Origin of the sequence: Escherichia sp. WS1152, assembly GCF_046487665.1 — a bacterium.
In the GTDB taxonomy this organism is placed as follows: domain Bacteria; phylum Pseudomonadota; class Gammaproteobacteria; order Enterobacterales; family Enterobacteriaceae; genus Escherichia; species Escherichia coli.
Genome location: NZ_JBJQJA010000017.1, coordinates 46,546 through 65,610, shown reverse-complemented (window position 1 = coordinate 65,610; position 19,065 = coordinate 46,546). Strand labels below are relative to the sequence as shown.

Genomic DNA, 19,065 nt, shown 5'->3' with positions numbered 1-19,065 from the left:
GGAGAGCATTAGTTTTGTGTGTCGAGGGTAGAGAGTTCTTTGTCGATAAAATACAGACCTTCGCCGCTTTTGCCTGCCAGGCTTAATTTATCAATAATCGATTTGAACAGTTTCTCTTCTTCATGCTGCTCAGAAACATACCATTGCAGGAAATTAAATGTTGGGTAGTCCTGATTGGTCATTGCAGCATGAGCCAGTTCGTTAATTTTCTGGGTGATTAATTGTTCGTGTTTATAGGTTTCCTGGAATAATTCATCAAGTGAGGAATATTCAGCAAACGGAGATTCAACGGTATTAATACGCGGTAAATTGCCGGTATCAGTCAGGTAATCAAACAGACGCTGCATATGCGTCATCTCTTCCTGGGCGTGACGGCGCAGGAACGCGGCAGCACCTTCGAAGGTATGATAGCTGCACCAGGCGCTCATTTGCTGATAAAGCAGTGAAGAGTACAGTTCCAGGTTCATCTGCTCATTAAGTTTTTCAATCATTTCTGGTTTCAGCATGATAGTGCTCCACAAAGGTTATATTTGTTGCTGTGGCGTCACTATAATTTGTTATTTTATTATTTGCAAAAGGTAAAATATAAACTTCAATTATTAAAAATACGAATGGGAATAAAACGCATTACCGCTATTTCTTTAATCAGCGAAGATCCCCTCGCTGATTAAAATATTTAGAGAAAGACAGGGAAGGCGGAATGATGGCACTGATATGACAAAGTGAATTCCGTATTCAAACATAAGGAACCCGCAAAAAGGCTACAGTTGCCTACTGGCTGACCAAAGGGGACCGCGTGGGTATAGCCTTCCTGCTGGCATGCGCGATCGGCGATCCCGCGACTGACATAACGATCGGTATGGGCATGCTGCAAAAAAGCCTGGTCATAAACTAACCGTACAATACCTGTTGCCGCGTCAACTTCGCTCACATGGGCCTGGCGAGTAACCGTACACCCCGCCAGCGTTATTAATGAAAGAGTCAGAATCAGAAGTCTCATGGTCCAGCCAGAAGAGTAAGAGAAAGCACTATTTTACGCGTTACAGTGCTGCGACAATGGCCGGAAAAGACGCCTGGCAGGCGCTATTTCTTGCCATCTGTAGGTGTCAGAAATAGGGGGGGCTGTTTTTTGATTATCATTTTTATAACATTAAAGGGGTATTTATGTGATTTGTATCACATAAAGATTGATTTTTGTGATGGTTGTCATATTATAAGCGCAAAGACAATAACACCTGTATAACAAATGGTCGGAGTGCCGCGATGAAACTGCGCAAAATCCTGAAAAGTATGTTCAATAACTATTGCAAGACGTTCAAAGACGTACCGCCAGGCAATATGTTCCGATAACAAAAAACCTGCTCCGGCAGGTTTTTTTGTGTCCTGATGACGGTGGATGTGACTATCGCTGAAGATGTGAAGCCGCTACTATAACGGCTTTCAAAATGCTATCAGGAGTTTACGATGTCCCAGCCGCTGAATGCCGATCAGGAACTGGTTTCTGATGTGGTTGCTTGCCAGTTGGTTATCAAACAAATTCTGGATGTTCTCGATGTAATCGCGCCCGTTGAAGTTCGTGAAAAAATGTCCAGTCAGCTGAAGAATATCGACTTTACTAACCATCCCGCCGCCGCAGACCCGGTCACCATGCGGGCAATCCAAAAAGCCATCGCGCTTATTGAACTCAAGTTTACCCCACAGGGTGAATCCCATTAAAAAAAACGCTGCTTCAAACAGATGAGGCAGCGGTTTCTCAAAACCTTCATCGGCGCAATGCATTAGCGCCGATGATGATCAATGCAGCTGGTGTGACACGACATTCAGAACATGTTGGTCGGTCTGCACAGGGCACATACCCGCAAGTTTCGCACTGCGCACTTCATCAAGAATGGTTTGCAGCAACAGACCATCATGCTGCTGTTCTTTTTCCAGATCGCGCAGGAAATTGACGGTTGAATCATCATTCAGTTCTTTCGCTTCATCGGCTAACTGTGCCAACGTACTAGAACGTTGCTCGTATTCTTCCATCGTTTTTTGGAACAGTTCTTCCAGAGAGTTCAGTTTTTCACCGGGAACATCAATGGCTTTAACGATGGGGGTAGCGCCGACACTCTTCATAAAGTTAAACATGCGCATCATTTGGGTCACATTACTCTGTGCCTGGGCGCGAAGGAAAGTGGCGGTGCCGTTCAGACTCTGTTCAGAACACCAGTTACTCAGGTGAAGGTAGAGATTGGATGCGTAAAACTCGCGGTTCATTTGAGAGTTGAGTTTGAGAAGCATTCCAGCGGTTGCCATACCTAATATCCTTATATCCAGAAGTGGAGAGGTGCAAGATAAATCAAAACACCATAATTACTGTTTGCAGAATAATTCCTTTCTGCCGGTCCGAAATGTGATCGTGGAGTCAATTCTGACGATGATCTGAAATAAGAATAACGTCTGAACGGGTATAAGAAAATGCTTAAATCATCAAGTTTATATATTTTTACATTTCATTGATGAAATCAATGTAACTGCAATGAATTTTAATGATAGTGCTTTTTGTATCTTATTGATATTAATCAATGAATTTGAATTCATGATGAAGTGATGATTTTATAAAACGTTTTTTCATTTTTGCGAGATGGCTCTCATTATACGTGTTCTGTTAATTAATGAGCACAGTGATAATTAATGGCGAAATGAATGACGTGCATTTTCCACATCTTTGAGTTGCGGTTATTACACCATTTCAAAAACTCAACGCCAGGTAATGCGGCCTATTGACTGGTTAAAAAGAAGACATCCCGCATGGGTACCAAAGACAACAAGGATTTCCAGGCTAATCTTATGGATTAATCTGCTGTGCATTCGACAATTTGTCTGACAAATTGGCTTTCCCTTATGTCTTTTCCCGCTAAATTTATGCACGTTCTCACTGTAATTCTGCGATGTGATATTGCTCTCCTATGGAGAATTAATTTCTCGCTAAAACTATGTCAACACAGTCACTTATCTTTTAGTTAAAAGGTAATGCTTTGTTTTCCGATTAATTTAACGAATGTCATTCGTTTTTGCCCTACACAAAACGACACTAAAGCTGGAGAGAACCATGCACAAATTTACTAAAGCCCTGGCAGCCATTGGTCTGGCAGCCGTTATGTCACAATCCGCTATGGCGGAGAACCTGAAGCTCGGTTTTCTGGTGAAGCAACCGGAAGAGCCGTGGTTCCAGACCGAATGGAAGTTTGCCGATAAAGCCGGGAAGGATTTAGGGTTTGAGGTTATTAAGATTGCCGTGCCGGATGGCGAAAAAACATTGAACGCGATCGACAGCCTGGCTGCCAGTGGCGCAAAAGGTTTCGTTATTTGTACTCCGGACCCCAAACTCGGCTCTGCCATCGTCGCGAAAGCGCGTGGCTACGATATGAAAGTCATTGCCGTGGATGACCAGTTTGTTAACGCCAAAGGTAAGCCAATGGATACCGTTCCGCTGGTGATGATGGCGGCGACTAAAATTGGCGAACGTCAGGGCCAGGAACTGTATAAAGAGATGCAGAAACGTGGCTGGGATGTCAAAGAAAGCGCGGTGATGGCGATTACCGCCAACGAACTGGATACCGCCCGCCGCCGTACTACGGGATCTATGGATGCGCTGAAAGCGGCCGGATTCCCGGAAAAACAAATTTATCAGGTACCTACCAAATCTAACGACATCCCGGGGGCATTTGACGCTGCCAACTCAATGCTGGTTCAACATCCGGAAGTTAAACATTGGCTGATCGTCGGTATGAACGACAGCACCGTGCTGGGCGGCGTACGCGCGACGGAAGGTCAGGGCTTTAAAGCGGCCGATATCATCGGCATTGGCATTAACGGTGTGGATGCGGTGAGCGAACTGTCTAAAGCACAGGCAACCGGCTTCTACGGTTCCCTGCTGCCAAGCCCGGACGTACATGGCTATAAATCCAGCGAAATGCTTTACAACTGGGTAGCAAAAGACGTTGAACCGCCAAAATTTACCGAAGTTACCGACGTGGTACTGATCACGCGTGACAACTTTAAAGAAGAACTGGAGAAAAAAGGTTTAGGCGGTAAGTAATTTGCCGGAAAAATTCCCCTCTGCATGATGCAGAGGGGGTGTGAACGACCAGTGATTCACGGAGACGTTATGCAACAGTCTACCCCGTATCTCTCATTTCGCGGCATCGGTAAAACGTTTCCCGGCGTTAAGGCGCTGACGGATATTAGTTTTGACTGCTATGCCGGTCAGGTTCATGCGTTGATGGGTGAAAATGGCGCAGGAAAATCAACTCTCTTAAAAATCCTCAGCGGCAACTATGCGCCAACCACGGGTTCTGTAGTGATTAATGGGCAGGAAATGTCCTTTTCCGACACGACCGCAGCACTTAACGCGGGCGTGGCGATTATTTACCAGGAACTGCATCTCGTGCCGGAAATGACCGTCGCGGAAAACATCTATCTCGGCCAGCTGCCGCATAAAGGCGGCATTGTGAATCGCTCATTGCTGAATTATGAGGCGGGTTTACAACTTAAACATCTTGGTATGGATATTGACCCGGACACGCCGCTGAAATATCTCTCCATTGGTCAGTGGCAGATGGTTGAAATCGCCAAAGCGCTGGCGCGTAACGCCAAAATTATCGCCTTTGATGAGCCAACCAGCTCCCTTTCTGCCCGTGAAATCGACAATCTTTTCCGCGTTATTCGTGAACTGCGAAAAGAGGGGCGGGTAATCTTATACGTTTCTCACCGTATGGAAGAAATATTTGCCCTCAGCGATGCCATTACTGTCTTTAAAGATGGACGTTATGTCAAAACCTTTACCGATATGCAGCAGGTTGACCACGACGCGCTGGTGCAGGCGATGGTCGGGCGCGACATTGGCGATATCTACGGCTGGCAACCGCGTAGTTATGGCGAGGAGCGCCTACGTCTTGATGCTGTGAAAGCACCAGGCGTGCGTACGCCAATAAGTCTGGCGGTTCGCAGTGGTGAAATTGTTGGGCTGTTTGGTCTGGTAGGGGCGGGGCGTAGCGAATTAATGAAAGGCATGTTTGGCGGGACGCAAATCACCGCCGGTCAGGTTTATATCGACCAACAGCCGATCGATATTCGTAAACCGAGCCACGCCATTGCCGCAGGCATGATGCTCTGCCCGGAAGATCGCAAAGCGGAAGGCATTATTCCCGTGCACTCCGTTCGCGACAATATCAACATCAGTGCCAGACGTAAACATGTGCTCGGCGGTTGTGTAATCAACAACGGTTGGGAAGAAAACAATGCCGATCACCACATTCGTTCGCTCAACATCAAAACGCCGGGCGCGGAGCAACTGATCATGAATCTCTCAGGCGGAAATCAGCAAAAAGCCATTCTGGGCCGCTGGTTATCGGAAGAGATGAAGGTCATTTTGCTGGATGAACCTACGCGCGGCATTGATGTTGGCGCTAAGCACGAAATATATAACGTAATTTATGCGCTGGCGGCGCAGGGCGTGGCGGTGCTGTTTGCCTCCAGCGACTTACCTGAAGTCCTCGGCGTTGCCGACCGGATTGTGGTGATGCGGGAAGGTGAAATCGCCGGTGAATTGTTACACGAGCAGGCAGATGAGCGTCAGGCACTGAGCCTTGCGATGCCTAAAGTCAGCCAGGCTGTTGCCTGAGTAAGGAGAGTATGATGTCTTCTGTTTCTACATCGGGGTCTGGCGCACCTAAGTCGTCATTCAGCTTCGGGCGTATCTGGGATCAGTACGGCATGCTGGTGGTGTTTGCGGTGCTCTTTATCGCCTGTGCCATTTTTGTCCCAAATTTTGCCACCTTCATTAATATGAAAGGGTTGGGCCTGGCAATTTCCATGTCGGGGATGGTGGCTTGTGGCATGTTGTTCTGCCTCGCTTCCGGTGACTTTGACCTTTCTGTCGCCTCCGTAATTGCCTGTGCGGGTGTCACCACGGCGGTGGTTATTAACCTGACTGAAAGCCTGTGGATTGGCGTGGCAGCGGGGTTGTTGCTGGGCGTTCTCTGTGGCCTGGTCAATGGCTTTGTTATCGCCAAACTGAAAATAAATGCTCTGATCACGACATTGGCAACGATGCAGATTGTTCGAGGTCTGGCGTACATCATTTCAGACGGTAAAGCGGTCGGTATCGAAGATGAAAGCTTCTTTGCCCTTGGTTACGCCAACTGGTTCGGTCTGCCTGCGCCAATCTGGCTCACCGTCGCGTGTCTGATTATCTTTGGTTTGCTGCTGAATAAAACCACCTTTGGTCGTAACACCCTGGCGATTGGCGGGAACGAAGAGGCCGCGCGTCTGGCGGGTGTACCGGTTGTTCGCACCAAAATTATTATCTTTGTTCTCTCAGGCCTGGTATCAGCGATAGCCGGAATTATTCTGGCTTCACGTATGACCAGTGGGCAGCCAATGACGTCGATTGGTTATGAGCTGATTGTTATCTCCGCCTGCGTTTTAGGTGGCGTTTCTCTGAAAGGTGGCATCGGAAAAATCTCATATGTGGTGGCGGGTATCTTAATTTTAGGCACCGTGGAAAACGCCATGAACCTGCTTAATATTTCTCCTTTCGCGCAGTACGTGGTTCGCGGCTTAATCCTGCTGGCAGCGGTGATCTTCGACCGTTACAAGCAAAAAGCGAAACGCACTGTCTGATGCTTTTTTCTGCAACAATTTAGCGTTTTTTCCCACCATAGCCAACCGCCATAACGGTTGGCTGTTCTTCGTTGCAAATGGCGACCCCCGTCACACTGTCTATACTTACATGTCTGTAAAGCGCGTTCTGCGCAACATAATAAGAAAAGAGAAGGAGGAGAACCGGGTGACAGAACCGTTAACCGAAACCCCTGAACTATCCGCGAAATATGCCTGGTTTTTTGATCTTGATGGAACGCTGGCGGAAATCAAACCGCATCCCGATCAGGTCGTCGTGCCTGACAATATTCTGCAAGGACTACAGCTACTGGCAACCGCAAGTGATGGTGCATTGGCATTGATATCAGGGCGCTCAATGGTGGAGCTTGACGCACTGGCAAAACCTTATCGCTTCCCGTTAGCGGGCGTGCATGGGGCGGAGCGCCGTGACATCAATGGTAAAACACATATCGTTCATCTGCCGGATGCGATTGCGCGTGATATTAGCGTGCAACTGCATACAGTCATCGCTCAGTATCCCGGCGCGGAGCTGGAGGCGAAAGGGATGGCTTTTGCGCTGCATTATCGTCAGGCTCCGCAGCATGAAGACGCATTAATGACATTAGCGCAACGTATTACTCAGATCTGGCCACAAATGGCGTTACAGCAGGGAAAGTGTGTTGTCGAGATCAAACCGAGAGGTACCAGTAAAGGTGAGGCAATTGCAGCTTTTATGCAGGAAGCTCCCTTTATCGGGCGAACGCCCGTATTTCTGGGCGATGATTTAACCGATGAATCTGGCTTCGCAGTCGTTAACCGACTGGGCGGAATGTCAGTAAAAATTGGCACAGGTGCAACTCAGGCATCATGGCGACTGGCGGGTGTGCCGGATGTCTGGAGCTGGCTTGAAATGATAACCACCGCATTACAACAAAAAAGAGAAAATAACAGGAGTGATGACTATGAGTCGTTTAGTCGTAGTATCTAACCGGATTGCACCACCAGACGAGCACGCCGCCAGTGCCGGTGGCCTTGCCGTTGGCATACTGGGGGCACTGAAAGCCGCAGGCGGACTGTGGTTTGGCTGGAGTGGTGAAACAGGGAATGAGGATCAGCCGCTAAAAAAGGTGAAAAAAGGTAACATTACGTGGGCCTCTTTTAACCTCAGCGAACAGGACCTTGACGAATACTACAACCAATTCTCCAATGCCGTTCTCTGGCCCGCTTTTCATTATCGGCTCGATCTGGTGCAATTTCAGCGTCCTGCCTGGGACGGCTATCTACGCGTAAATGCGTTGCTGGCAGATAAATTACTGCCGCTGTTGCAAGACGATGACATTATCTGGATCCACGATTATCACCTGTTGCCATTTGCGCATGAATTACGCAAACGGGGAGTGAATAATCGCATTGGTTTCTTTCTGCATATTCCTTTCCCGACACCGGAAATCTTCAACGCGCTGCCGACATATGACACCTTGCTTGAACAGCTTTGTGATTATGATTTGCTGGGTTTCCAGACAGAAAACGATCGTCTGGCGTTCCTGGATTGTCTTTCTAACCTGACCCGCGTCACGACACGTAGCGCAAAAAGCCATACAGCCTGGGGCAAAGCATTTCGAACAGAAGTCTACCCGATCGGCATTGAACCGAAAGAAATAGCCAAACAGGCTGCCGGGCCACTGCCGCCAAAACTGGCGCAACTTAAAGCGGAACTGAAAAACGTACAAAATATCTTTTCTGTCGAACGGCTGGATTATTCCAAAGGTTTGCCAGAGCGTTTTCTCGCCTATGAAGCGTTGCTGGAAAAATATCCGCAGCATCATGGTAAAATTCGTTATACCCAGATTGCACCAACGTCGCGTGGTGATGTGCAAGCCTATCAGGATATTCGTCATCAGCTCGAAAATGAAGCTGGACGAATTAATGGTAAATACGGGCAATTAGGCTGGACGCCGCTTTATTATTTGAATCAGCATTTTGACCGTAAATTACTGATGAAAATATTCCGCTACTCTGACGTGGGCTTAGTGACGCCACTGCGTGACGGGATGAACCTGGTAGCAAAAGAGTATGTTGCTGCTCAGGACCCAGCCAATCCGGGCGTTCTTGTTCTTTCGCAATTTGCGGGAGCGGCAAACGAGTTAACGTCGGCGTTAATTGTTAACCCCTACGATCGTGACGAAGTTGCAGCTGCGCTGGATCGTGCATTGACTATGTCGCTGGCGGAACGTATTTCCCGTCATGCAGAAATGCTGGACGTTATCGTGAAAAACGATATTAACCACTGGCAGGAGTGCTTCATTAGCGACCTAAAGCAGATAGTTCCGCGAAGCGCGGAAAGCCAGCAGCGCGATAAAGTTGCTACCTTTCCAAAGCTTGCGTAGGAGCGGTTAATCTCCCGTAAGTGGAACTAACAGCACATCGACCTCACTTGAGGCAATAACTCTTTTCGCCGAGCAGGATGCTCGCGAAAAGAAACTGTGATTGTGATTACCGCAAATCACCAAATCGAAATGATGCTTGTGACATACTTCCAGAATATGTTCGCTTAACTCACCGTAGGCAATAAACGTCTTGTCAACGGGATACCCCGCATCCTGAATTAACTTATCAAGAAAGCTTTGCGTTTCTTCCTGCATCACGCTGCGTAAATCTTCAAGCATCGGCGCAGCTAATTGATTGTACATTTCCGGGTCGGAAGCGAGAGTAATTAAACTGATGTGTCCCTTTACTGGCCTGGCGATAGATACCGCTTTTGCCAGCAGTTGCTGACTTTCCGGTGTAACCGCAACAGCGACAAGAATATTGCTATAGCTCATAACCTGTTCCTTATTCTGTGAACTTCAGGTGACATTAAAGCTTTACTCCTAATGGAGAAACGACGCAATCCCAACTCGGTCAAACTGGTAAATATTAGTCTGATTATTAGTAAAGACAATTAATCAATCACTCCCGGTGATCATATAATTTCAAATGTAATTATAAGAAAATAGTGTACTGATTCTCCGCATTAAACAAGTGGTTAATATATGTAAAACATTTCATTAACATTAAGTTGATTGTTGCCTTTCTTTGTATTTAATTAGTTTGTTGTGCGGTAAGTGTCTGTTTAAAAATAGCTTATCTGGTATTGCATGAAAGTGATTATTTATAGCAGATGATTATTTACGGTGAGTTATTTTGACTGTGCGCAACATCCCATTTCGATTATTCCTGTTTCATTTTTGCTTGCTAGCGTAGCGAAAAACTTTTTAACAGATTGAAATACACCCAAAACAAAAGTATGACTTATACATTTATGTTAAGTAATTGAGTGTTTTGTGTGATCTGCATCACACATTATTGAAAATCGCAGCCCCCCTCCGTTGTATGTGCGTGTAGTGACGAGTACAGTTGCGTCGATTTAGGAAAAATCTTAGATAAGTGTAAAGACTCATTTCTATTTGTAAGGACATATTAAACCAAAAAGGTGGTTCTGCTTATTGCAGCTTATCGCAACTATTCTAATGCTAATTATTTTTTACCGGGGCTTCCCGGCGACATCACGGGGTGCGGTGAAACCGCATAAAAATAAAGTTGGTTATTCTGGGTGGGAATAATGCATACCTCCGAGTTGCTGAAACACATTTATGACATCAACTTGTCATATTTACTACTTGCACAGCGTTTGATTGTTCAGGACAAAGCGTCCGCTATGTTTCGTCTCGGCATAAATGAAGAAATGGCGACAACGTTAGCGGCACTGACTCTTCCGCAAATGGTTAAGCTGGCAGAAACCAATCAACTGGTTTGTCACTTCCGTTTTGACAGCCACCAGACGATTACTCAGTTGACGCAAGATTCCCGCGTTGACGATCTCCAGCAAATTCATACCGGCATCATGCTCTCAACACGCTTGCTGAATGATGTTAATCAGCCTGAAGAAGCGCTGCGCAAGAAAAGGGCCTGATCATGAGTGAAAAAAGCATTGTTCAGGAAGCGCGGGATATTCAGCTGGCAATGGAATTGATCACCCTGGGCGCTCGTTTGCAGATGCTGGAAAGCGAAACACAGTTAAGTCGCGGACGCCTGATAAAACTTTATAAAGAACTGCGCGGAAGCCCACCGCCGAAAGGCATGCTGCCATTCTCAACCGACTGGTTTATGACCTGGGAACAAAACGTTCATGCTTCGATGTTCTGTAATGCATGGCAGTTTTTACTGAAAACCGGTTTGTGTAATGGCGTCGATGCGGTGATCAAAGCCTACCGTTTATACCTTGAACAGTGCCCACAAGCAGAAGAAGGACCACTGCTGGCATTAACCCGTGCCTGGACATTGGTGCGGTTTGTTGAAAGTGGATTACTGCAACTTTCCAGCTGCAACTGCTGCGGCGGCAATTTTATTACCCACGCTCACCAGCCTGTTGGCAGCTTTGCCTGCAGCTTATGTCAACCGCCATCCCGGGCAGTAAAAAGACGTAAACTTTCCCAGAATCCTGCCGATATTATCCCACAACTGCTGGATGAACAGAGAGTACAGGCTGTTTAACTGATACGGTGAGGCGCAACATTCCAGCAGCGGTAACGACGTACCGCTGCTTTTTTTTGCCCCAATCGCGCGTTAACGCCTGACGACTGAACATCCTGTCATGGTCAACAGTGGAAGGATGATGTCGTGCTTATCTTATTAGGTTACCTGGTTGTTCTCGGTACAGTTTTCGGCGGTTATTTGATGACCGGTGGAAGCCTTGGAGCACTCTATCAACCCGCTGAACTGGTGATTATTGCCGGTGCAGGGATTGGGTCGTTTATCGTCGGCAATAATGGCAAAGCGATTAAAGGCACGCTGAAGGCGCTGCCGTTGCTGTTTCGTCGCTCCAAATACACCAAAGCAATGTATATGGATCTGCTGGCTCTGCTTTATCGGTTGATGGCGAAATCGCGGCAGATGGGGATGTTTTCGCTGGAACGTGATATTGAAAATCCCCGTGAGAGCGAGATCTTCGCCAGCTACCCACGCATCCTCGCGGATAGCGTCATGCTTGATTTTATCGTCGATTATCTGCGTCTGATTATCAGCGGTCATATGAACACCTTCGAAATCGAAGCCCTGATGGATGAAGAGATTGAGACGCACGAAAGCGAGGCAGAAGTCCCGGCGAACAGTCTGGCGCTGGTCGGGGACTCACTTCCGGCGTTTGGTATTGTCGCGGCTGTAATGGGGGTCGTTCACGCGTTAGGTTCAGCCGATCGTCCTGCCGCCGAGCTGGGTGCGCTTATCGCACATGCGATGGTGGGGACTTTCCTCGGCATTTTATTGGCTTACGGATTTATTTCCCCATTAGCGAGTGTTTTACGTCAGAAAAGCGCCGAAACCAGCAAAATGATGCAGTGCGTCAAAGTCACTCTGCTTTCTAATCTGAACGGTTACGCACCGCCTATCGCCGTTGAGTTTGGTCGCAAAACGCTCTATTCCAGCGAACGTCCGTCGTTTATTGAACTGGAAGAGCATGTGCGTGCGGTGAAAAATCCGCAACAACAGACGACAACCGAGGAAGCATGAAGAATCAAGCGCATCCGATTATTGTCGTCAAACGACGCAAAGCCAAAAGCCACGGGGCAGCACATGGATCGTGGAAGATTGCTTATGCCGACTTTATGACTGCGATGATGGCCTTTTTTCTGGTGATGTGGCTGATCTCCATCTCCAGCCCAAAAGAGCTGATTCAGATTGCGGAGTACTTCCGGACTCCACTGGCGACTGCGGTTACGGGCGGCGATCGCATTTCTAATAGTGAAAGCCCAATTCCCGGCGGTGGTGATGATTACACCCAAAGCCAGGGGGAAGTGAATAAGCAGCCGAACATCGAAGAGTTGAAAAAACGCATGGAGCAAAGTCGATTGCGGAAATTGCGGGGTGATCTCGACCAGTTGATAGAGTCCGATCCGAAACTGCGGGCGTTGCGTCCACATCTCAAAATCGATCTGGTCCAGGAAGGTCTACGTATTCAGATCATCGATAGCCAGAATCGCCCGATGTTTAGAACCGGCAGTGCCGATGTCGAACCCTATATGCGCGACATTCTGCGCGCCATCGCGCCTGTACTGAACGGTATTCCCAACCGTATTAGCCTTTCAGGTCATACCGATGATTTTCCCTACGCCAGCGGTGAGAAAGGTTACAGCAACTGGGAGCTTTCTGCCGATCGGGCCAATGCATCCCGCCGCGAACTGATGGTCGGCGGGTTGGATAGCGGCAAAGTGTTACGTGTTGTCGGCATGGCGGCAACGATGCGCTTAAGCGATCGCGGACCTGATGATGCCGTCAACCGTCGCATCAGCCTGCTGGTACTGAACAAACAAGCCGAACAGGCCATTTTGCATGAAAACGCCGAAAGCCAGAATGAGCCAGTAAGCGCCCTGGAAAAACCTGAGGTTGCACCACAGGTCAGTGTTCCCACAATGCCATCAGCCGAACCGAGGTGACAGCGTGAGCATGGATATAAGCGATTTTTATCAGACATTTTTTGATGAAGCGGACGAACTGTTGGCTGACATGGAGCAGCATCTGCTGGTTTTGCAGCCGGAAGCGCCAGATGCCGAACAATTGAATGCCATCTTTCGGGCTGCCCACTCGATCAAAGGAGGGGCAGGAACTTTTGGCTTCAGCGTTTTGCAGGAAACCACGCATCTGATGGAAAACCTGCTCGATGAAGCCAGACGAGGTGAGATGCAACTCAACACCGACATTATCAATCTGTTTTTGGAAACGAAGGACATCATGCAAGAACAGCTCGACGCTTATAAACAGTCGCAAGAGCCGGATGCCGCCAGCTTCGATTATATCTGCCAGGCCTTGCGTCAACTGGCATTAGAAGCGAAAGGCGAAACGCCATCCGCAGTGACCCGATTAAGTGTGGTTGCCAAAAGTGAACCGCAAGATGAGCAGAGTCGCAGTCAGTCGCCGCGACGAATTATCCTTTCGCGCCTGAAGGCCGGGGAAGTCGACCTGCTGGAAGAAGAACTGGGACATCTGACAACGTTAACTGACGTGGTGAAAGGGGCGGATTCGCTCTCGGCAATATTACCGGGCGACATTGCCGAAGATGACATCACAGCGGTACTCTGTTTTGTGATTGAAGCCGATCAGATTACTTTTGAAACAGTAGAAGTCTCGCCAAAAATATCCACCCCACCAGTGCTTAAACTGGCAGCCGAACAAGCGCCAACCGGCCGCGTGGAGCGGGAAAAAACGACGCGCAGCAATGAATCCACCAGCATCCGTGTAGCGGTAGAAAAGGTTGATCAATTAATTAACCTCGTCGGCGAGCTGGTTATCACCCAGTCCATGCTTGCCCAGCGTTCCAGCGAACTGGACCCGGTTAATCATGGTGATTTGATAACCAGCATGGGGCAGTTACAACGTAACGCCCGTGATTTGCAGGAATCAGTGATGTCGATTCGCATGATGCCGATGGAATATGTTTTTAGTCGCTATCCCCGGCTGGTGCGTGATCTGGCGGGAAAACTCGGCAAGCAGGTAGAACTGACGCTGGTGGGCAGTTCTACTGAACTCGACAAAAGCCTGATAGAACGCATTATCGACCCGCTGACCCACCTGGTACGCAATAGCCTCGATCACGGTATTGAACTGCCAGAAAAACGGCTCGCCGCAGGTAAAAACAGCGTCGGAAATTTAATTCTGTCTGCCGAACATCAGGGCGGCAACATTTGCATTGAAGTGACCGACGATGGGGCGGGGCTAAACCGTGAGCGAATTCTGGCAAAAGCGGCCTCGCAAGGTTTGACTGTCAGCGAAAACATGAGCGACGACGAAGTTGCAATGCTGATATTTGCACCTGGCTTCTCCACGGCGGAGCAGGTCACCGACGTCTCCGGGCGCGGCGTCGGCATGGACGTCGTTAAACGTAATATCCAGGAGATGGGCGGTCATGTCGAAATCCAGTCGAAGCAGGGTACTGGCACTACGATCCGCATTTTACTGCCGCTGACGTTGGCCATCCTCGACGGCATGTCCGTACGCGTTGCGGATGAAGTTTTCATTCTGCCGCTGAATGCTGTCATGGAATCACTGCAACCCCGTGAAGCCGATCTGCATCCACTGGCCGGCGGCGAGCGGGTGCTGGAAGTGCGGGGTGAATATCTGCCCATCGTCGAACTGTGGAAAGTGTTCAACGTCGCGGGCGCGAAAACCGAAGCCACCCAGGGAATTGTTGTGATCTTACAAAGTGGCGGTCGCCGCTACGCCTTGCTGGTGGATCAATTAATTGGTCAACACCAGGTTGTGGTTAAAAACCTTGAAAGTAACTATCGCAAAGTCCCCGGCATTTCTGCTGCGACCATTCTTGGCGACGGCAGCGTGGCACTGATTGTTGATGTCTCCGCCTTGCAGGCGATAAACCGCGAACAACGTATGGCGAACACCGCCGCCTGAATGAGTAAAAAGGTAACAATATGACCGGTATGACGAATGTAACAAAGCTGGCCAGCGAGCCGTCAGGCCAGGAATTTCTGGTATTTACCCTTGGTGATGAAGAGTACGGTATTGATATCCTGAAAGTGCAGGAGATCCGTGGCTACGATCAGGTAACACGGATTGCGAACACGCCAGCGTTTATCAAAGGCGTCACGAATCTGCGCGGCGTTATTGTGCCGATTGTTGACTTACGAATTAAGTTCAGCCAGGTGGATGTGGACTATAACGACAACACGGTAGTTATCGTCCTGAATCTCGGACAGCGGGTGGTCGGCATCGTGGTTGACGGCGTTTCAGACGTGCTTTCATTGACGGCGGAGCAAATTCGTCCGGCACCAGAGTTTGCCGTGACGCTTTCAACAGAATATCTCACTGGACTGGGCGCACTGGGCGACCGTATGTTGATTCTGGTGAACATCGAAAAACTGCTGAACAGCGAAGAGATGGCGCTGTTAGATAGCGCGGCGTCAGAAGTGGCGTAATTCTCCCGATTTCCTCAATTGAAATGAACCCGATGATCTGCGCATCGGGTTTTTTATTTCAATTTCGCGGCGGGTGGCATCAGCAATAAAGTTTCCCCCCTTCTTGCCGATAACGAGATCAACTTGTTTTCAGGAAGGTGCCTTATGATTAACCGTATCCGCGTAGTCACGCTGTTGGTAATGGTGCTGGGGGTATTCGCACTGTTACAGCTTATTTCCGGCAGTCTGTTTTTTTCTTCCCTTCACCATAGCCAGAAGAGCTTTGTGGTTTCCAATCAATTGCGGGAACAGCAGGGCGAGCTGACGTCAACCTGGGATTTAATGCTGCAAACGCGCATTAACCTGAGTCGTTCAGCGGTGCGGATGATGATGGATTCCTCTAATCAACAAAGTAACGCCAAAGTTGAATTGCTCGATAGCGCCAGGAAAACATTGGCGCAGGCAGCGACGCATTATAAAAAATTCAAAAGCATGGCACCGTTACCTGAAATGGTCGCTACCAGTCGTAATATTGATGAAAAATATAAAAACTATTACACAGCGTTAACTGAACTGATTGATTATCTAGATTATGGCAATACTGGAGCTTATTTCGCTCAGCCAACCCAGGGAATGCAAAATGCAATGGGCGAAGCGTTTGCTCAGTACGCCCTCAGCAGTGAAAAACTGTATCGCGATATCGTCACTGACAACGCAGATGATTACCGATTTGCCCAGTGGCAACTGGCGGTTATCGCGCTGGTGGTGGTATTGATTCTGCTGGTGGCGTGGTACGGCATTCGCCGTATGTTGCTTACTCCGCTGGCAAAAATTATTGCTCACATTCGCGAAATCGCCGGTGGTAACCTGGCGAATACCCTGACCATTGACGGGCGCAGTGAAATGGGCGACCTGGCGCAGAGCGTTTCACATATGCAACGCTCTTTGACTGACACCGTCACTCATGTCCGCGAAGGTTCAGATGCCATCTATGCCGGTACCCGTGAAATTGCGGCGGGCAACACCGATCTTTCCTCCCGTACTGAACAGCAGGCATCCGCGCTGGAAGAAACTGCCGCCAGCATGGAGCAGCTCACCGCGACAGTGAAGCAAAACGCCGATAACGCCCGCCAGGCCTCGCAACTGGCGCAAAGTGCCTCCGACACCGCCCAGCACGGCGGCAAAGTGGTGGATGGCGTAGTGAAAACGATGCATGAGATCGCCGATAGTTCGAAGAAAATTGCCGACATTATCAGCGTTATCGACGGTATTGCCTTCCAGACTAATATCCTCGCGCTGAATGCCGCGGTTGAAGCCGCGCGTGCGGGTGAACAGGGCCGTGGTTTTGCCGTGGTGGCGGGTGAAGTGCGTAATCTTGCCAGTCGCAGCGCCCAGGCGGCAAAAGAGATCAAAGCCCTCATTGAAGACTCCGTCTCACGCGTTGATACCGGTTCGGTGCTGGTCGAAAGCGCCGGGGAAACAATGAACAATATCGTCAATGCTGTCACTCGCGTGACTGACATTATGGGCGAGATTGCATCGGCATCGGATGAACAGAGTCGTGGCATCGATCAAGTCGCATTGGCGGTTTCGGAAATGGATCGCGTCACGCAACAGAACGCATCGCTGGTGCAGGAATCAGCTGCCGCCGCCGCTGCGCTGGAAGAACAGGCGAGTCGTTTAACGCAAGCGGTTTCCGCGTTCCGTCTGGCAGCCAGCCCACTCACCAATAAACCGCAAACACCATCCCGTCCTGCCAGTGAGCAACCACCGGCTCAGCCACGACTGCGAATTGCTGAACAAGATCCAAACTGGGAAACATTTTGACGAGTATTTACTAACGCGGTCATTGCCGCCTGATGGGGAGCGTTGATGTTTAATCGTATTCGAATTTCGACCACGCTGTTTTTAATTTTGATTCTCTGCGGGATCTTGCAGATTGGCAGTAACGGCATGTCTTTTTGGGCATTTCGCGACGATTTGCAACGACTGAATCAGGTCGAGCAGAGCAATCAGCAACGTGCGGCATTAGCGCAAACTCGGGCGGTAATGTTACAGGCCAGTACCGCGCTGAACAAAGCGGGCACTCTGACGGCACTTAGCTATCCGGCGGATGACATTAAAACGTTGATGACGACGGCGCGCGCCAGTCTGACGCAATCCACCACGCTGTTTAAAAGTTTTATGGCGATGACTGCGGGCAACGAGCACGTCAGGGCATTGCAAAAAGAGACGGAGAAAAGTTTTGCCCGCTGGCACAACGATCTCGAACATCAGGCGACCTGGCTTGAAAGTAATCAACTTTCGGATTTCCTCACTGCGCCGGTGCAGGGATCACAGAATGCGTTTGACGTTAACTTTGAGGCCTGGCAGCTGGAGATCAACCATGTGCTGGAAGCCGCCAGTGCGCAAAGCCAGCGTAACTATCAGATTTCGGCACTGGTGTTTATCAGCATGATTATTGTTGCGGCAATCTACATCAGCAGTGCGCTGTGGTGGACGCGCAAGATGATTGTTCAACCACTGGCCATTATCGGTAGCCATTTTGACAGCATTGCTGCGGGTAATCTGGCGCGTCCGATTGCGGTATATGGTCGTAATGAGATCACCGCCATTTTTGCCAGTCTGAAGACCATGCAGCAGGCTTTGCGTGGGACGGTAAGTGATGTGCGTAAGGGAAGCCAGGAGATGCACATTGGTATCGCGGAGATTGTCGCAGGCAATAACGATCTCTCAAGTCGTACCGAACAGCAGGCGGCATCGCTGGCACAAACGGCCGCCAGTATGGAGCAATTAACCGCCACGGTAGGGCAAAACGCCGATAACGCACGACAGGCGTCGGAACTGGCAAAAAATGCCGCGACAACGGCGCAGGCGGGCGGTGTTCAGGTCAGTACCATGACTCACACCATGCAGGAGATCGCCACCAGCTCGCAAAAAATTGGCGACATTATCAGCGTTATCGACGGAATTGCTTTCCAGACCAATATTCTGGCCCTGAATGCGGCAGTGGAAGCGGCTCGCGCCGGAGAGCAGGGGCGTGGTTTTGCGGTAGTGGCAGGTGAAGTGCGCAATCTTGCCAGCCGTAGCGCGCAGGCAGCAAAAGAGATCAAAGGGCTGATCGAAGAGTCAGTCAATCGTGTCCAGCAGGGTTCGAAACTGGTGAATAACGCCGCCGCGACCATGATCGATATTGTCAGTTCGGTGACCCGCGTGAACGACATTATGGGAGAAATTGCCTCTGCGTCGGAAGAACAACAGCGGGGGATTGAGCAGGTTGCACAGGCTGTCAGCCAGATGGATCAGGTGACTCAGCAGAACGCCTCGCTGGTAGAAGAAGCGGCGGTGGCAACGGAACAACTGGCGAATCAGGCCGACCATCTTTCGTCGCGTGTGGCGGTATTTACCCTTGAAGAACATGAAGTAGCACGACATGAGTCGGCGCAGTTACAAATTGCGCCAGTGGTATCCTGAA

At 49.3% G+C, this 19,065-nt stretch carries 19 protein-coding genes; 15 read left to right on the top strand and 4 right to left on the bottom strand.

Annotated elements, in window-relative coordinates:
* Positions 1-8 precede the first annotated feature (8 nt).
* A complete protein-coding gene (ftnA, locus tag ACJHW7_RS20515) occupies positions 9-506 on the bottom strand; it encodes a non-heme ferritin (protein WP_000917208.1) in 498 nt (165 codons plus the stop codon).
* Positions 507-676: 170 nt separating this feature from the next.
* On the bottom strand, positions 677-1,000 hold the full coding sequence (locus tag ACJHW7_RS20510; RefSeq protein ID WP_001237869.1) for a YecR-like lipofamily protein: 324 nt from the start codon (positions 998-1,000) through the stop codon (positions 677-679).
* A gap of 263 nt (positions 1,001-1,263) precedes the next feature.
* Here ACJHW7_RS20510 and azuC point away from each other — a divergent pair, with 263 nt between their 5' ends.
* Positions 1,264-1,350 (top strand): stress response protein AzuC, encoded by an 87-nt coding sequence (gene azuC, locus ACJHW7_RS20505; protein WP_010723106.1) that lies wholly within the window; start codon positions 1,264-1,266, stop codon positions 1,348-1,350.
* Positions 1,351-1,464: 114 nt separating this feature from the next.
* Positions 1,465-1,716, top strand: a complete 252-nt coding sequence (gene yecJ, locus ACJHW7_RS20500; RefSeq protein ID WP_000082127.1) for a DUF2766 family protein YecJ — start codon at positions 1,465-1,467, stop codon at positions 1,714-1,716.
* Between the two features lie 78 nt (positions 1,717-1,794).
* Here the strand turns inward: yecJ and ACJHW7_RS20495 are convergent, their stop codons facing one another.
* Complete coding sequence (locus tag ACJHW7_RS20495; protein WP_000179469.1) at positions 1,795-2,298, bottom strand: non-heme ferritin-like protein; 504 nt, start codon at positions 2,296-2,298, stop codon at positions 1,795-1,797.
* A 796-nt stretch (positions 2,299-3,094) separates the two neighbouring features.
* Between ACJHW7_RS20495 and araF the strand changes: the two genes are divergently transcribed.
* The 5 genes from araF (at position 3,095) to otsA (ending at position 9,035) form a co-directional block, all read left to right on the top strand.
* Positions 3,095-4,084 (top strand): arabinose ABC transporter substrate-binding protein AraF, encoded by a 990-nt coding sequence (araF, locus tag ACJHW7_RS20490; protein WP_000548675.1) that lies wholly within the window; start codon positions 3,095-3,097, stop codon positions 4,082-4,084.
* Between the two features lie 69 nt (positions 4,085-4,153).
* Positions 4,154-5,668, top strand: a complete 1,515-nt coding sequence (gene araG, locus ACJHW7_RS20485) for an arabinose ABC transporter ATP-binding protein AraG (RefSeq protein ID WP_001187819.1) — start codon at positions 4,154-4,156, stop codon at positions 5,666-5,668.
* 14 nt (positions 5,669-5,682) lie between these two features.
* A complete protein-coding gene (araH, locus tag ACJHW7_RS20480; RefSeq protein WP_000100205.1) occupies positions 5,683-6,669 on the top strand; it encodes an arabinose ABC transporter permease AraH in 987 nt (328 codons plus the stop codon).
* A gap of 166 nt (positions 6,670-6,835) precedes the next feature.
* Positions 6,836-7,636, top strand: a complete 801-nt coding sequence (gene otsB / locus ACJHW7_RS20475; RefSeq protein ID WP_001295645.1) for a trehalose-phosphatase — start codon at positions 6,836-6,838, stop codon at positions 7,634-7,636.
* Positions 7,611-9,035, top strand: a complete 1,425-nt coding sequence (gene otsA, locus ACJHW7_RS20470) for an alpha,alpha-trehalose-phosphate synthase (protein ID WP_001295646.1) — start codon at positions 7,611-7,613, stop codon at positions 9,033-9,035. The genes otsB and otsA overlap by 26 nt, the downstream gene beginning before the upstream one ends.
* A gap of 6 nt (positions 9,036-9,041) precedes the next feature.
* Here the strand turns inward: otsA and uspC are convergent, their stop codons facing one another.
* Positions 9,042-9,470: a universal stress protein UspC gene (gene uspC, locus ACJHW7_RS20465; protein ID WP_000122426.1), complete on the bottom strand. Its 429-nt coding sequence runs from the start codon at positions 9,468-9,470 to the stop codon at positions 9,042-9,044.
* 779 nt (positions 9,471-10,249) lie between these two features.
* On the opposite strand from uspC, the gene flhD reads away from it, so the two are divergent.
* From flhD to tap, 8 genes are all read left to right on the top strand, one after another.
* Positions 10,250-10,600 (top strand): flagellar transcriptional regulator FlhD, encoded by a 351-nt coding sequence (gene flhD / locus ACJHW7_RS20460; RefSeq protein WP_001295647.1) that lies wholly within the window; start codon positions 10,250-10,252, stop codon positions 10,598-10,600.
* A 2-nt stretch (positions 10,601-10,602) separates the two neighbouring features.
* Complete coding sequence (gene flhC, locus ACJHW7_RS20455; protein WP_001291603.1) at positions 10,603-11,181, top strand: flagellar transcriptional regulator FlhC; 579 nt, start codon at positions 10,603-10,605, stop codon at positions 11,179-11,181.
* A gap of 126 nt (positions 11,182-11,307) precedes the next feature.
* Positions 11,308-12,195, top strand: a complete 888-nt coding sequence (gene motA / locus ACJHW7_RS20450; RefSeq protein WP_000906336.1) for a flagellar motor stator protein MotA — start codon at positions 11,308-11,310, stop codon at positions 12,193-12,195.
* Positions 12,192-13,118, top strand: coding sequence for a flagellar motor protein MotB (motB, locus tag ACJHW7_RS20445; protein ID WP_000795630.1), 927 nt, complete (start codon positions 12,192-12,194; stop codon positions 13,116-13,118). The genes motA and motB overlap by 4 nt, the downstream gene beginning before the upstream one ends.
* Before the next feature lie 4 nt (positions 13,119-13,122).
* On the top strand, positions 13,123-15,087 hold the full coding sequence (gene cheA, locus ACJHW7_RS20440; protein WP_001300654.1) for a chemotaxis protein CheA: 1,965 nt from the start codon (positions 13,123-13,125) through the stop codon (positions 15,085-15,087).
* Between the two features lie 20 nt (positions 15,088-15,107).
* Positions 15,108-15,611 (top strand): chemotaxis protein CheW, encoded by a 504-nt coding sequence (gene cheW, locus ACJHW7_RS20435; protein ID WP_000147302.1) that lies wholly within the window; start codon positions 15,108-15,110, stop codon positions 15,609-15,611.
* Between the two features lie 144 nt (positions 15,612-15,755).
* Entirely contained in the window at positions 15,756-17,417 is a 1,662-nt protein-coding gene (gene tar, locus ACJHW7_RS20430; protein WP_001297437.1) for a methyl-accepting chemotaxis protein II, read from the top strand.
* Positions 17,418-17,462: 45 nt separating this feature from the next.
* A complete protein-coding gene (gene tap / locus ACJHW7_RS20425) occupies positions 17,463-19,064 on the top strand; it encodes a methyl-accepting chemotaxis protein IV (RefSeq protein WP_000483220.1) in 1,602 nt (533 codons plus the stop codon).
* Position 19,065: the final 1 nt, after the last annotated feature.

Coding starts and splice junctions, on each gene's coding strand:
- ftnA (WP_000917208.1), bottom strand. CDS start 506: ATGCTGAAACCAGAAATGATTGAAAAACTTAATGAGCAGATGAACCTG.
- flhC (WP_001291603.1), top strand. CDS start 10,603: ATGAGTGAAAAAAGCATTGTTCAGGAAGCGCGGGATATTCAGCTGGCA.
- ACJHW7_RS20510 (WP_001237869.1), bottom strand. CDS start 1,000: ATGAGACTTCTGATTCTGACTCTTTCATTAATAACGCTGGCGGGGTGT.
- ACJHW7_RS20495 (WP_000179469.1), bottom strand. CDS start 2,298: ATGGCAACCGCTGGAATGCTTCTCAAACTCAACTCTCAAATGAACCGC.
- tap (WP_000483220.1), top strand. CDS start 17,463: ATGTTTAATCGTATTCGAATTTCGACCACGCTGTTTTTAATTTTGATT.
- araH (WP_000100205.1), top strand. CDS start 5,683: ATGTCTTCTGTTTCTACATCGGGGTCTGGCGCACCTAAGTCGTCATTC.
- uspC (WP_000122426.1), bottom strand. CDS start 9,470: ATGAGCTATAGCAATATTCTTGTCGCTGTTGCGGTTACACCGGAAAGT.
- motB (WP_000795630.1), top strand. CDS start 12,192: ATGAAGAATCAAGCGCATCCGATTATTGTCGTCAAACGACGCAAAGCC.
- araF (WP_000548675.1), top strand. CDS start 3,095: ATGCACAAATTTACTAAAGCCCTGGCAGCCATTGGTCTGGCAGCCGTT.
- azuC (WP_010723106.1), top strand. CDS start 1,264: ATGAAACTGCGCAAAATCCTGAAAAGTATGTTCAATAACTATTGCAAG.
- flhD (WP_001295647.1), top strand. CDS start 10,250: ATGCATACCTCCGAGTTGCTGAAACACATTTATGACATCAACTTGTCA.
- tar (WP_001297437.1), top strand. CDS start 15,756: ATGATTAACCGTATCCGCGTAGTCACGCTGTTGGTAATGGTGCTGGGG.
- araG (WP_001187819.1), top strand. CDS start 4,154: ATGCAACAGTCTACCCCGTATCTCTCATTTCGCGGCATCGGTAAAACG.
- yecJ (WP_000082127.1), top strand. CDS start 1,465: ATGTCCCAGCCGCTGAATGCCGATCAGGAACTGGTTTCTGATGTGGTT.
- otsA (WP_001295646.1), top strand. CDS start 7,611: ATGAGTCGTTTAGTCGTAGTATCTAACCGGATTGCACCACCAGACGAG.
- cheW (WP_000147302.1), top strand. CDS start 15,108: ATGACCGGTATGACGAATGTAACAAAGCTGGCCAGCGAGCCGTCAGGC.